Raw genomic sequence first — 13,990 nt, 5'->3', positions numbered from 1 at the left:
GCCCTTGCATAACAAATATGGAGCATATACATGGCGTGGAATCAGCCCGGTAATAACGGACAAGACCGCGACCCGTGGGGAAGCAGCAATAATCAAGGCGGCAACTCTGGGGGAAATGGCAACAAAGGTGGTCGCGAGCAGGGGCCGCCGGATCTGGATGATATCTTCCGCAAACTGAGCAAAAAGCTTGGTGGCCTTGGCGGAGGAAAAGGTTCTGGCTCGGGTGGCAATTCCACTCAGAGTCCGCGCCCGCCAATGGGTGGCCGCGTGGTGGGCATTGTCGCCGCTGCGGTGGTAATCATCTGGGCAGCCAGCGGGTTCTACACCATTAAAGAAGCAGAACGCGGCGTGGTCACCCGTTTCGGTAAGTTCAGCCATCTGGTTGAACCGGGCCTGAACTGGAAGCCGACCTTCATTGATGACGTGACCGCGGTTAACGTGGAGTCCGTCCGTGAACTGGCCGCCTCTGGCGTGATGTTGACCTCTGACGAGAACGTGGTGCGCGTTGAGATGAACGTACAGTACCGCGTGACCGATCCGGAACGTTATCTGTTTAGCGTGACCAGCGCCGATGACAGCCTGCGTCAGGCGACCGACAGTGCCCTGCGTGGCGTGATCGGCAAATACACCATGGACCGTATCCTGACCGAAGGTCGTACCGTTATTCGTAGCGATACCCAGCGTGAGCTGGAAGAGACCATCCGTCCGTACAACATGGGTATCACCCTGCTGGACGTCAACTTCCAGGCTGCACGTCCGCCGGAAGAGGTGAAAGCCGCGTTTGACGATGCGATTGCCGCGCGTGAAAACGAACAGCAGTACATCCGTGAAGCGGAAGCGTACACCAACGAAGTTCAGCCGCGTGCAAACGGTCAGGCGCAGCGTATTCTGGAAGAAGCGCGTGCGTATAAGACCCAGACCATCCTGGAAGCACAGGGTGAAGTGGCTCGCTTTGCGAAGATCCTGCCGGAATATAAAGCCGCGCCGGAAATTACCCGTGAGCGTCTCTATATCGAGACCATGGAAAAAGTGCTGAGCCATACGCGTAAAGTGCTGGTTAACGACAACAAAGGCGGAAACCTGATGGTCCTGCCGCTGGATCAGATGCTGAAAAGCGGTTCTGCACCGGCAGCAAAAGACAACAGCGGTGCGAACAACCTGCTGCGTCTGCCACCGGCCTCGTCTGGCAGCGCCAGCGCGAACACAACGCCTTCTTCGAACGATGGTGACATTATGGACCAACGCCGTGCTAACGCGCAGCGTAACGACTACCAGCGTCAGGGGGAATAAGGATGCGTAAGTCAGTTATTGCGATCATCATCATCGTACTGGTCGTGCTCTACACCTCCATCTTTGTGGTGAAAGAGGGCGAGCGTGGGATCAAGTTCCAGTTCAGCAGCGTCGTGCGTGATGGCGACAAGCGTCCGGTGATTTATGAGCCGGGTCTGCACTTTAAGATCCCGTTCATTCAGTCAGTGAAAACGCTCGATGCGCGTATCCAGACCATGGATAACCAGGCCGATCGTTTCGTGACCAAAGAGAAGAAAGACCTGATCGTTGATTCCTATATCAAATGGCGCATCAGCGATTTCAGCCGCTACTTCCTGGCAACCGGGGGTGGCGACGTTTCTCAGGCAGAAGTGCTGCTGAAACGTAAGTTCTCTGACCGTCTGCGTTCTGAAATTGGTCGTCTGGATGTGAAAGACATTGTGACCGACTCCCGTGGTCGTCTGACGCTGGAAGTGCGTGATGCGCTGAACTCCGGCTCTGCGGGCACCGAGGATGAAGTTGAAACCCCGGCGGCAGACGATGCGATTGCCAAAGCGGCTGAACGTGTTCAGGCTGAAACCAACGGTAAAGTGCCGGTGATCAACCCGAACAGTATGGCGGCGCTGGGCATCGAAGTGGTTGATGTGCGCATCAAGCAGATCAACCTGCCAGCGGAAGTGTCCGAGGCGATCTACAACCGTATGCGCGCCGAGCGTGAAGCGGTAGCCCGTCGTCACCGTTCACAGGGTCAGGAAGAAGCGGAAAAACTGCGCGCGGCAGCGGACTATGAAGTCACCAAGACGCTGGCGGAATCTGAGCGCCAGGGGCGTATCCTGCGCGGTGAAGGTGATGCCGAAGCGGCTAAACTGTTTGCTGATGCATTCAGCCAGGATCCAGACTTCTACGCCTTCATCCGTAGCCTTCGCGCTTACGAGAATAGCTTCAAGAGCAACCAGGATGTGATGGTGCTCAGCCCGGACAGCGATTTTTTCCGTTATATGAAGACGCCGACCAACGCAACGCGATAAACTCAGGCTCGTTTGAGTATTCAAACCACCGCTCTTCACGGAGCGGTGGTTTTCTTTTATAAGGATGAAAAATGAACTCCACGATCTGGCTCGCACTGGCCCTGGTTTTGGTGCTGGAAGGCCTCGGCCCGATGCTCTATCCGCGCGCATGGCGCCGGATGATCGCGACAATGAGCCAATTCCCGGACAATATTTTGCGTCGTTTTGGCGGTGGTCTTGTGGTTGCCGGTATCGTTATCTACTACATGTTGAGGAAAACGATTGGCTGATCAAAAACTAACCGCAATTGGCATATTTTAGGGTCAAAAAGTGCTGTATATCTGAAAAAGCGATGGTAGAATCCATTTTTAAGCAAACGGTGATTTTGAAAAAATGGGTAACAACGTCGTCGTACTGGGCACCCAATGGGGTGACGAAGGTAAAGGGAAGATTGTTGATCTTCTGACTGAACGGGCCAAATATGTTGTACGCTACCAGGGCGGTCACAACGCGGGCCATACTCTCGTAATCAACGGTGAAAAAACCGTCCTCCATCTTATTCCATCAGGCATTCTTCGCGAAAACGTCACCAGCATCATCGGTAACGGCGTTGTGCTGTCTCCCGCTGCGCTGATGAAAGAGATGAAAGGTCTGGAAGACCGTGGTATCCCTGTTCGTGAGCGTCTGCTGCTCTCCGAAGCCTGCCCGCTGATCCTGGATTATCATGTGGCGCTGGACGTGGCGCGTGAAAAAGCGCGTGGCGCGAAAGCGATCGGCACCACCGGTCGTGGTATCGGCCCCGCTTACGAAGATAAAGTGGCTCGTCGCGGTCTGCGCGTGGGTGACCTCTTCGACAAAGCGACCTTCGCTGAAAAACTGAAAGAAGTGATGGAATATCACAACTTCCAGCTGGTGAACTTCTACAAAGCCGAAGCCGTTGACTACCAGAAAGTGCTGGATGACGTCATGGCGATTGCTGATATTCTGACCGGTATGGTTGTTGATGTGTCCGATCTGCTGGACCAGGCGCGCAAGCGTGGCGATTTCGTCATGTTTGAAGGTGCGCAGGGTACGCTGCTGGACATCGACCACGGTACCTATCCGTACGTAACGTCCTCTAACACCACCGCGGGTGGCGTGGCAACCGGCTCCGGTCTGGGCCCGCGTTATGTCGATTACGTTCTGGGCATCATTAAAGCGTACTCCACTCGCGTGGGTGCAGGTCCATTCCCGACCGAACTGTTTGATGAGACCGGCGAGTTCCTCTGCAAGCAGGGTAACGAGTTTGGCGCGACCACCGGTCGTCGTCGTCGTACCGGCTGGCTGGACGCCGTTGCCGTACGTCGCGCAGTGCAGATCAACTCCCTGTCTGGCTTCTGCCTGACTAAGCTGGACGTACTGGACGGCCTGAAAGAAGTAAAAATCTGCGTAGGCTACCGTATGCCTGATGGCCGCGAGGTGACCACCACTCCGCTGGCTGCTGACGACTGGGAAGGCATTGAGCCAATCTACGAAACTATGCCGGGCTGGTCTGAGACCACATTTGGTGTGAAAGAGCGTAGTGGCCTGCCAAAAGCCGCGCTGGACTACATCAAGCGCATTGAAGAACTGACCGAAGTGCCGATCGATATTATTTCTACCGGCCCGGATCGTACTGAAACGATGATCCTGCGCGACCCGTTCGACGCATAATCTTCGTGACTGCTGGCCTGCGGGGAAACCCGTAGGCCGGATAAGCGCAGCGCCATCCGGCGACCGCTCCTGGATCTCCGCTTTTTCGCCCCGTCTGTCAAATAAATTAGCCGCTAACTATCTGGCTGGTTTATCATCATTAATGAATATCTCTGCGGTTTGACCGCGTTTTCCCTTTTTCCTGAGGTTGATGTGCAGTTAACAAGTTTCACCGATTACGGCTTACGCGCGCTGATTTACATGGCGTCGTTACCCGATGGGAAGATGACCAGCATCTCTGAAGTCACAGAGGTGTACGGTGTGTCCCGTAATCATATGGTCAAAATAATCAATCAACTTAGTCGTGCCGGATACGTTGCTGCCGTCCGCGGGAAGAATGGAGGGATCCGTCTCGGTAAACCGGCGCAGAGTATCCGTATTGGCGATGTGGTACGTGAACTGGAGCCGCTCTCTCTGGTGAACTGTAGCAGCGCGTTCTGCCACATTACGCCCGCTTGCCGCCTGAAACAGGCGCTTTCAAAGGCCGTGCAAAGTTTTCTCAAGGAACTGGATAACTACACGCTGGCCGATTTGGTTGAAGAGAATCAACCGCTTTATAAATTATTGCTGGTGGAATGAAGAAAATTTCCACCGGAGCTGACAACGGAGGAACCGACATGTCACAAGATCCTTTCCAGGAACGCGAAGCCGAAAAATACGCGAATCCTATCCCCAGCCGCGAGTTCATCATTGAACACTTAACAAAACGCGAAAAACCCGCCAATCGTGAAGAACTTGCCGTTGAACTGAACATTGAAGGTGAAGAGCAAATTGAAGCCCTTCGCCGCCGCCTGCGCGCCATGGAACGTGACGGGCAACTTGTCTTTACTCGTCGCCAGTGCTACGCGCTGCCAGAACGCCTCGACCTGCTGAAAGGCACCGTTATTGGTCATCGCGATGGCTTCGGCTTCCTGCGCGTGGAAGGCCGTAAAGACGACCTGTACCTCTCATCCGAACAGATGAAGATGTGTATTCACGGCGACCAGATCCTGGCGCAGCCGCTGGGTGCAGACCGTAAAGGCCGCCGCGAAGCGCGCGTGGTCCGCGTGCTGGTGCCGAAAACCAGCCAGATTGTAGGCCGTTACTTTACCGATGCGGGCGTAGGCTTTGTGGTGCCGGACGACAGCCGTCTGAGCTTCGACATTCTCATCCCGCCTGAAGAGGTGATGGGCGCACGCATGGGCTTTGTGGTGGTGGTGGAACTCACCCAGCGCCCAACCCGTCGCACCAAAGCGGTGGGTAAAATCGTCGAAGTGCTGGGCGATAACATGGGCACCGGCATGGCCGTCGATATGGCGCTGCGTACCCATGAAATTCCGTATGTCTGGCCGAAAGCGGTTGAAGATCAGATTGAAAACCTGCGTGAAGAAGTGCCGGAAGAGTCCAAAGCAGGCCGCGTGGATCTGCGCGATCTGCCGCTGGTCACCATTGATGGTGAAGACGCCCGTGACTTCGATGATGCCGTATATTGCGAGAAAAAACGCGGTGGCGGCTGGCGTCTGTGGGTGGCTATCGCGGATGTGAGCTATTACGTGCGTCCGCACACGCCGCTGGATAACGAAGCGCGCAGCCGCGGTACGTCGGTCTACTTCCCGTCGCAGGTTGTACCGATGCTGCCAGAAGTGCTCTCCAACGGCCTGTGTTCCCTCAACCCGCAGGTGGACCGCCTGTGTATGGTCTGCGAAATGACCATCTCCAGCAAGGGACGTCTGACGGGCTATAAGTTCTACGAAGCGGTGATGAGTTCTCATGCGCGCCTGACCTATACCAAGGTCTGGCATATGTTGCAGGGCGATCAGGATCTTCGCGAACAGTACGCGCCGCTGGTCAAACACATCGAAGAGCTGCACAACCTCTACAAAACGCTGGATCAGGCGCGCGAAGAGCGCGGTGGGATCTCGTTTGAGAGTGAAGAGGCGAAGTTTATCTTTAACGCTGAGCGACGTATCGAGCGTATCGAACAGACTCAGCGTAACGATGCGCACAAGCTGATTGAAGAGTGTATGATCCTGGCGAACATCTCGGCGGCACGTTTCGTTGAGAAAGCCAAAGAGCCTGCGTTGTTCCGTATTCACGACAAGCCAACCACGGAAGCCGTAACCTCGTTCCGCTCCGTGCTGGCTGAACTCGGCCTGGAGCTGCCTGGCGGTAATAAGCCTGAGCCACGCGATTACGCCGAGCTGCTGGAATCCATCAGCGATCGTCCTGACGCGGAAATGCTGCAAACCATGCTGCTGCGCTCCATGAAGCAGGCGATTTACGATCCTGAAAACCGGGGCCACTTTGGTCTGGCGTTACAGTCGTACGCGCACTTTACCTCGCCGATCCGCCGTTATCCGGATCTGTCCCTGCACCGTGCGATCAAGTATCTGCTGGCGCACGAGCAGGGTCATAAAGGCAACACGACCGAAACCGGAGGGTATCACTACTCCATGGAAGAGATGCTGCAACTGGGCCAGCATTGTTCCATGACCGAGCGTCGTGCGGATGAAGCGACGCGCGACGTGGCGGACTGGCTGAAGTGTGACTTTATGCTGGATCAGGTGGGTAACGTCTTTAAAGGCGTGATTGCCAGCGTCACCGGCTTTGGCTTCTTCGTGCGTCTGGATGAGCTGTTTATCGACGGTCTGGTGCACGTTTCCAGCCTCGATAACGATTACTACCGCTTCGACCAGGTCGGACAACGTCTGATCGGCGAATCCGGCGGTCAGACCTACCGTCTGGGCGATCGGGTGGAAGTGAAGGTTGAAGCCGTGAATATGGACGACCGTAAAATCGACTTCAGCCTCATCTCCAGCGAGCGTGCTCCGCGTAACGTCGGCAAAACCGAGCGTGAGAAAGCGAAAAAAGGCGGTAACGGTAAAGCGGGCGGTAAGCGACGTCAGGCAGGTAAAAGAGTAAACTTTGAGCCAGACAGTGCTTTCCGTGGCGAGAAGAAACAGAAGCCCAAGGCGGCGAAAAAAGACGCTCGTAAAGCGAAAAAACCGTCGACCAAGACCCAAAAAATAGCGGCCGCGACCAAAGCGAAGCGCGCGGCGAAGAAACAGCAGGCGGAGTAATTTCCCCTCACCCTGACCCTCTCCCCAACGGGAGAGGGAAAATATTTATTACGAGAACCATCAATGAGTGAAATGATTTACGGCATCCACGCGGTGCAGGCCCTGCTGGAGCGCGCGCCGGAGCGTTTTCAGGAAGTTTTTATTCTGAAAGGGCGTGAAGACAAACGTCTGATGCCGCTGATCCACGCGCTGGAAGCGCAGGGCGTAGTGATCCAGCTGGCGAACCGCCAGTATCTGGATGAAAAAAGCGAAGGTGCTGTACACCAGGGCATTATCGCGCGCGTGAAGCCGGGCCGTCAGTATCAGGAGAACGATCTGCCGGATCTGATCGCCGGGCTGGAGAACCCGTTCTTCCTGATCCTCGATGGCGTAACCGACCCACATAACCTGGGCGCGTGCCTGCGTAGCGCCGATGCAGCAGGCGTGCATGCGGTGATTGTGCCAAAAGATCGCTCCGCGCAGCTTAACGCTACCGCTAAAAAAGTCGCCTGCGGCGCGGCGGAAAACGTCCCGTTAATCCGCGTGACTAACCTGGCGCGCACCATGCGTCTGTTGCAGGAAGAAAATATCTGGATCGTAGGAACAGCCGGTGAAGCGGATCACACCCTGTACCAGAGCAAAATGACCGGCCGTATGGCACTGGTGATGGGAGCGGAAGGCGAAGGTATGCGTCGTCTGACGCGCGAGCACTGCGATGAGCTGATCAGCATCCCGATGGCGGGCAGCGTATCGTCCCTGAACGTTTCTGTTGCGACGGGTATCTGCCTGTTTGAAGCGGTGCGTCAGCGCGGGTAGCCTGTTGTGCCGGGTGGCGGCTTCGCCTTACCCGGCCTACAAAAGCATGGTACCGTAGGCCCGGTAAGCGTAGCGCCACCGGGCAACAATCTCACTCCTCTAACGACCGTAAATGGTCATCCTTTCTCAGCGTCATCAGCGCGAAAATACTCACCACCGCCGTTGCCATCACGTAGTACGCCGGAATATCCAGATTGCCCGTCTCTTTAATCAGCCCGGTAATGATCAGCCCCGCACAGCCCGAGAAGATCGCATTCGACAGAGAATAGGCCAGCCCCAGCCCGGTATAACGCACGCGCGTCGGGAACATCTCAGACAGCATTGCCGGCCCCGGCCCTGCCAGCATCCCAACCAGACCCCCCGCAATCAGCACCACAATCGCTTTGACTGCCAGCGTACTGGATTCCGCCTGCAAAATTTTCAGCAGCGGCAGGGCGAGGATCAGCAGGAGCACGGTGGCGATAATCATCACCGTGCGCCGCCCGATCCTGTCGCTCAGCATGCCCGACGGAATGATCGTGAGCGCAAACCCAATGTTAGAAATCACCGCAATCAGTAACGCCTGGTTAAAACCGGTGTGCAGCGCAGATTGCAGATAGGTCGGCATAATCACCAGATAGGTATAACCCGCCGCAGACCAGACCATCACGCGGCCAATGCCCATCAGGATGGTTTTGAACGTGGCGGCGGTGCTGGCCTGAGTAACAACCGGTTTTTCCCGTTGCTGCACAAAGCTCGGCGTCTCTTCCATGCTCACCCGCAGCCATAGCGCGACCGCACCCATCGGCAGCGCCAGGAAGAACGGAATGCGCCAGCCCCAGTCGTGCAAGGCTTCAGGGGAGAGCAGGGCAGAGAGCAACGCGACAATGCCTGCGCCCGCTAACAGCCCGAGCGCCACGGTAAAGGACTGCCATGCCCCGTAAAGACCGCGCTTGCCGCGCGGGGCGAACTCCGTCATCAATGAGACCGCACCGCCATACTCACCGCCCGCGAACAGTCCTTGCAGAATACGCAGGAGCGTAACGATCAGCGGCGCGGCAATCCCGATACTGGCGTAGACCGGCACAATACCGATGGCAGCGGTGGCGAGCGTCATCAATACCAGCACTATAATCAGCGTCGGTTTGCGGCCAATCCTGTCGCCAATGCGGCCAAAGACCACTGCACCCAGCGGACGGAAGAAGAAAGCGATGGCGAACGAGGCCCAGGTGAGGATCAGGCTGGTGAGCTCCGCTTCCCCCTCAAGCTGGAAGAAGTTTCTGGCAATCACCGTTGCCAGAAAACCGTAGACCGCAAATTCATACCACTCGATGAAATTACCGATGGAGCCTGCAATTAATGCACGCTTGTGCGCATCCTGTTGCATAACGATCCTCACATAAACGGGGTAAGAATAAATTATTCAGCATTGGTGAAGTAATGAAATAGTTTATTCTTATGTTCTGTGAGCTATTTCACGAATGATATCAACACGATCGTCATCGTGTGACCCCCCTCCCATGCAGCGTGCATGCCCTCTGTCCATACTTACCTTTATTGCCAATGAAAGGTGGGAGACAGCATGCACTGGCAGACACATACCGTTTTTAATCAACCTGCACCGCTATCGAATAGCAACCTTTTTCTCTCTGATTGCGCCCTGCGCGATGCGGTAGCGCGCGAAGGGGCTGAGTGGGATGTGGATCTTCTTGCCAGCATCGGACAGCAGTTGGGTACGGCGGAGTCGCTGGAGCTGGGCAGGCTGGCGAACGTTAATCCGCCGGAGCTGCTGCGTTATGACGCCACGGGAGCGAGGCTGGATGACGTCCGCTTTCATCCGGCATGGCATCTTCTGATGCAGGGGCTTTGCGCCAACCGGGTGCACAACCTGGCGTGGGAGGAGGAGGCGAGGAAAGGATCGTTCGTCGCCCGGGCCGCGCGTTTTGTGCTGCATGCTCAGGTGGAGGCGGGAACGCTATGCCCGGTGACCATGACCTTCGCCGCCACGCCGCTGTTGCTACAGTCACTGCCCAAACCGTTTGACAACTGGTTAACGCCGCTGATGAGCGATCGCTACGATCCCCATCTCGCGCCGGGGGCGCAAAAGCGCGGCCTGCTGATCGGTATGGGGATGACGGAAAAGCAGGGCGGTTCGGACGTACTCAGTAATACCACCAAAGCAGAGAAATGCAGTGATGGCAGTTACCGGCTGGTGGGGCACAAATGGTTTTTCTCCGTGCCGCAGAGCGATGCGCATCTGGTGCTGGCGCAGGCGAAGGGCGGGCTTTCCTGCTTTTTTGTTCCGCGTTTTTTACCCGACGGGCAACGTAATGCCGTGCGCCTTGAGCGTCTGAAGGACAAGCTCGGTAACCGTTCAAATGCCAGCAGTGAGGCTGAGTTCCTTGATGCTTACGGCTGGCTGCTGGGCGAAGAGGGTGAAGGTGTCCGGCAAATTCTGAAGATGGGCGGGCTGACGCGCTTTGACTGTGCGCTTGGCAGCCACGGATTGATGCGCCGTGCGCTCTCGGTGGCGCTTTATCATGCCCATCAGCGGCAGACCTTCGGCAAAAATCTGATCGACCAGCCGTTAATGCGCGACGTGCTAAGCCGTATGGCGCTGGTGCTGGAGGGACACACGGCACTGCTGTTCCGACTCGCCCGGGCGTGGGACAACCGCACCGACCCGCAGGAGGCCGCATGGGCGCGGCTATTCACTCCGGCGGCAAAATACAGCGTCTGCAAAGCGGGCATACCGTTTGTGGCAGAGGCAATGGAGGTGCTGGGCGGCGCAGGCTATTGCGAAGAGAGTGAGCTTCCACGGTTGTACCGTGAAATGCCCGTCAACAGCATCTGGGAAGGCTCTGGCAATATTATGTGCCTGGATGTACTGCGCGTACTGGCGAAGCAGTCGGGTATTCTCGACCTGCTCGCCGATGATTTCGCGCAGGTCAAAGGCCAGGACAGGCATTTCGATCGCAGCTGGCGGCAGCTACAGCAGAAGCTGCGTAAACCGCAGGAAGCGCAGGGCAGGGAGATCGCGCGGCAGCTCTTTTTACTCGGGGCCGGAAGCCAGATGCTGCGGCACGCATCGCCGCCCGTGGCGCAGGCGTGGTGCCGCATGATGCTGGATACCCGAGGCGGCACGCTGATGAGCGAACAGGTGCAAACCGACCTGCTGCTGCGCGCCACGGGCCGGGTCGGTTAAGCTTTCAGATGGAACAGGCTCACCAGCCGGGTGAGATGTGAACCCTTCTCGCGCAGCGTCTGTGCCGTCTGCTCGCTGCGTGAGATGCGATCGGCATTGATATGCGATGCCTCACCGATGTGCGTCATCGCCAGATTCACCTGACCAATCCCCGCAGACTGCTCGCGGGAGGCGTGGTTGATCTCGGTGACAAGCTGGCTGATGTTATCGATATGAACAATGATGGCATCCATCGCCAGACGCGTCTGCTCAGACAGCGCATGGCCTTCGCTCACCTTGTTCAGCGTGTCGCCAATCAGCTGTTCAATCTCTTTTACCGCGTTGGCACTGCGTGCGGCCAGGGCGCGCACCTCTTGCGCCACCACTGCGAAACCTTTCCCGTGCTCGCCCGCCCGCGCCGCTTCAACCGCCGCATTGAGCGCCAGGATATTGGTCTGGAAAGCGATGGACTCAATCACGCGGGTAATGTCTTCAATGCGTTTCGATGCATCACGAATATCATCCATGGTGGAAACTGCGTGGGTCACCGTCTCTCCACCCTGATGCACCGCGCGTGAGGTTTCCCCCACCAGCTGCTGAGTTTGCTCCATGTTGGCGGCATTTTGCTGCACGGTGGCGGCTAATTGCTCCATGCTGGCGGAGGTCTCCTCAACGCTGCTGGCCTGTTTGTTGATCTGTTCAGAGATCTCGCCGGTGTCTGAAGCCAGCGCGTTAGTCCCCAGATGGATTTCGCTTGCGGCCTCGCGGACCTGCAACACAATTTTTTGCAGGCCGCCCCCGATCCCGTTGATGGCATCAATCAGCTGGCCGACCTCATCCTGGCGGGTTACCGGCAGGCTGGCGCGCAGATCGCCTGCGGCATACTGCCGGGCAAGCGCGATCACTGCGCGCAGTGGGCGGGTTAGCATCCGGCGAATGAGGATAACGAACAGGCCCGCGAAGAGCGCGGATAGCACCACGCCCGCCATCAGGAAGCGATCGCGCAGCGTGGTGACGCTTGAAAGCAGTACGGCTTTATCCACTTCACCCACGATGGTCCAGTTCCAGCCCGGCAGCGGCGTGTAGGCAACTTTGAGCGTACGGCCATCTGCGCTCACGCGCTCCAGCGTGCCGGCTTTATCACTCAGAAGCTGCTGCTGTGTCGCCGTGTCCCAGTTGGGCAGTTTGCCCTCATCGCTGGCATGGAACAGATACTGTCCGCGCGTTTTGCCGCTGCTGCGATCCAGTACAAAGAAGTGGCCGCTCTCGCCCAGACGACGGTTAAGGATTTTCTCGCGCATGACGTTCCACGAATGGGTGATGTCCACGCCGACAAAGATAATCCCGATAACCTGGCCTTCCGCATTTTTAACAGGCTGGTACTGCGTGATATAGCGCTTGCCGAACAGAAGCGCGAGGCCACGATAGACCTCCCCTTTGGTGACAGCCGCAAATGCCGGGCTGGTGGTATCAAGAACGGTTCCGATGGCGCGGTCGCCATTCTCTTTGCGCAGCGACGTGGCCACGCGGATAAAATCGTTACCGCTGCGGACAAACAGCGTCGAGATGGCGCCCGTTCGGCTCAGGAAGTCATCAGAAAGCGTATTGTTTTCATGCAACTCCGTTTCGCCGCCTTTCAGCAGAGGAACGGTAAGCCCGTTTATGGTCCGGCTCTGGCTGCTGTCGCTGTTCAGCGGCTGTGGCAAAAAGGTGGTGAACAGACGGGTATAGCTTTCAACCTCTTCGCTCAGGCTGGTGTTGAACATCTCTACCATATCCACCATGCCGGTGGACTGGTTATGCAGGTCTTCAACCGCAAGATCTTCAAGCTGCTGGCTGGCGTTGTGGCTCAACAGAAAAGTGAACAGCAAAAAAAGCGTGGCGACACTTGCACCTGTTAGCAGCGATAGCTTCGTGCCCAGACCTGCCCGGCGGAAAAAGGTGATCATAAATTGCTCATTATTGAAAAGTGATGGCTGTTCAACGGCAGAGCGAAGAGAACGTTTATCTGTTTAATGTAACTGAATGTTACATATTTGTTTTTATTAAGTTTCGGGAGAGGTAAAAAATTTGCAAAAGTGAAAAGCCACTAAAATTAAGTGGCTTTTATCGGAAGGGATTATGCATAAAGAATGGCCTGCACGCGCCAGTGATTAACATGGTGATCTTCCTGCATCTGGACGATGCGATACCAGGATGCGCCCTGTTCATCGGCCTTCAGGGCGACGACACGTTCAACGTCTTGCGGACTCCCCGTGATATTATTGACGGAGATCTGACCAATCTCGTTCAGGCCCGTGACGCAATCCGCGCTGGCAAATTCGGCCGACTGCGCCGTGGTGCTCAGCAGGCCCGCTGAAAGCAATAGCGTCGTTAAAGCAAGGGTTCGTTTCATCGTCAGCTCCTTTTCACGTGTCTCCGGTATCCGCCGGGCAATCCTTCGCGAATAAACTCATTTCCATTGTTGCTGGCATGGAGTTTATTGTGGACAGGAAAATGTCTACGGACGCAAAGCAGTGTAAAAGTCGTTCAAATGATGATGCTTACTTACGGTACAAAATTCCCTGGGCGTACCACTGTCCCGTAATAATGGTTTCATCAATCATCGTGATGACGTAATAATCTGCTTTTGCGGCAACTGCCTGTGCTTCAATTGCGTCTTCTGCATCATCCGGGGAACCACGAACCATCGCGGATACGGTACCCAGGCGTTGTAATCCTTCCGTCTGATTACGACGAATTTCCTGAGGATGATCGGTAACCGGCGGCGCCGGTTCTGGCGTACCCTGCAATATGGAACATCCGCTGAGCAGTGAGACCAGCAATAAAGCCGTAAGCCTGCGCATAAACCTGTCTCTTTTCCTGATAGCCATAGTGTAGTTGTCTGCGAATTTAGTTTTGGGGGAATGTTCCCGAAGTGTTATCTGGGACGTAGATTTCGAATGAAAATATCGTGAAACCGTAAT

12 protein-coding genes are annotated in these 13,990 nt (G+C 56.2%); 8 read left to right on the top strand and 4 right to left on the bottom strand.

The genetic code is table 11. From position 1 onward, the window contains the following. Window positions 1-30 precede the first annotated feature (30 nt). From hflK to rlmB, 7 genes are all read left to right on the top strand, one after another. Window positions 31-1,290 carry an FtsH protease activity modulator HflK gene (gene hflK / locus ACOTYH_RS14365; protein ID WP_252010767.1) on the top strand — a complete coding sequence of 420 codons (1,260 nt, stop codon included), beginning with the start codon at window positions 31-33 and terminating at the stop codon, window positions 1,288-1,290. A 2-nt stretch (window positions 1,291-1,292) separates the two neighbouring features. Next, entirely contained in the window at window positions 1,293-2,297 is a 1,005-nt protein-coding gene (gene hflC / locus ACOTYH_RS14360; RefSeq protein WP_003855994.1) for a protease modulator HflC, read from the top strand. Window positions 2,298-2,368: 71 nt separating this feature from the next. Continuing rightward, on the top strand, window positions 2,369-2,566 hold the full coding sequence (locus ACOTYH_RS14355; RefSeq protein WP_421637793.1) for a DUF2065 domain-containing protein: 198 nt from the start codon (window positions 2,369-2,371) through the stop codon (window positions 2,564-2,566). A 103-nt stretch (window positions 2,567-2,669) separates the two neighbouring features. Next, window positions 2,670-3,968: an adenylosuccinate synthase gene (locus tag ACOTYH_RS14350; RefSeq protein ID WP_003855997.1), complete on the top strand. Its 1,299-nt coding sequence runs from the start codon at window positions 2,670-2,672 to the stop codon at window positions 3,966-3,968. A gap of 192 nt (window positions 3,969-4,160) precedes the next feature. After that, entirely contained in the window at window positions 4,161-4,586 is a 426-nt protein-coding gene (nsrR, locus tag ACOTYH_RS14345) for a nitric oxide-sensing transcriptional repressor NsrR (protein ID WP_003855998.1), read from the top strand. 38 nt (window positions 4,587-4,624) lie between these two features. Continuing rightward, complete coding sequence (rnr, locus tag ACOTYH_RS14340) at window positions 4,625-7,066, top strand: ribonuclease R (RefSeq protein ID WP_032104769.1); 2,442 nt, start codon at window positions 4,625-4,627, stop codon at window positions 7,064-7,066. Window positions 7,067-7,129: 63 nt separating this feature from the next. Beyond that, window positions 7,130-7,861 carry a 23S rRNA (guanosine(2251)-2'-O)-methyltransferase RlmB gene (gene rlmB / locus ACOTYH_RS14335; protein WP_015572470.1) on the top strand — a complete coding sequence of 244 codons (732 nt, stop codon included), beginning with the start codon at window positions 7,130-7,132 and terminating at the stop codon, window positions 7,859-7,861. Between the two features lie 91 nt (window positions 7,862-7,952). On the opposite strand, the gene ACOTYH_RS14330 is transcribed toward rlmB, so the two are convergent. After that, window positions 7,953-9,227: an MFS transporter gene (locus ACOTYH_RS14330; protein ID WP_015572471.1), complete on the bottom strand. Its 1,275-nt coding sequence runs from the start codon at window positions 9,225-9,227 to the stop codon at window positions 7,953-7,955. A gap of 195 nt (window positions 9,228-9,422) precedes the next feature. On the opposite strand from ACOTYH_RS14330, the gene ACOTYH_RS14325 reads away from it, so the two are divergent. Further along, window positions 9,423-11,045 (top strand): isovaleryl-CoA dehydrogenase, encoded by a 1,623-nt coding sequence (locus tag ACOTYH_RS14325; protein WP_040117115.1) that lies wholly within the window; start codon window positions 9,423-9,425, stop codon window positions 11,043-11,045. On the opposite strand, the gene ACOTYH_RS14320 is transcribed toward ACOTYH_RS14325, so the two are convergent. From ACOTYH_RS14320 to bsmA, 3 genes are all read right to left on the bottom strand, one after another. After that, window positions 11,042-12,973, bottom strand: coding sequence for a methyl-accepting chemotaxis protein (locus ACOTYH_RS14320; protein ID WP_128772045.1), 1,932 nt, complete (start codon window positions 12,971-12,973; stop codon window positions 11,042-11,044). The genes ACOTYH_RS14325 and ACOTYH_RS14320 overlap by 4 nt on opposite strands. Window positions 12,974-13,143: 170 nt before the next feature. Next, window positions 13,144-13,419, bottom strand: coding sequence for a DUF1471 family protease activator YjfN (yjfN, locus tag ACOTYH_RS14315; RefSeq protein WP_003856009.1), 276 nt, complete (start codon window positions 13,417-13,419; stop codon window positions 13,144-13,146). Window positions 13,420-13,567: 148 nt separating this feature from the next. Further along, on the bottom strand, window positions 13,568-13,897 hold the full coding sequence (bsmA, locus tag ACOTYH_RS14310; RefSeq protein WP_017383949.1) for a biofilm peroxide resistance protein BsmA: 330 nt from the start codon (window positions 13,895-13,897) through the stop codon (window positions 13,568-13,570). Window positions 13,898-13,990: the final 93 nt, after the last annotated feature.

Source organism: Enterobacter cloacae complex sp. SHL001 (assembly GCF_049236825.1).
Lineage (GTDB): Bacteria > Pseudomonadota > Gammaproteobacteria > Enterobacterales > Enterobacteriaceae > Enterobacter > Enterobacter hormaechei_C.
The sequence above is the reverse complement of the archived record's forward strand: the minus strand, read 5'-3'. Positions and strand labels throughout refer to the sequence as shown.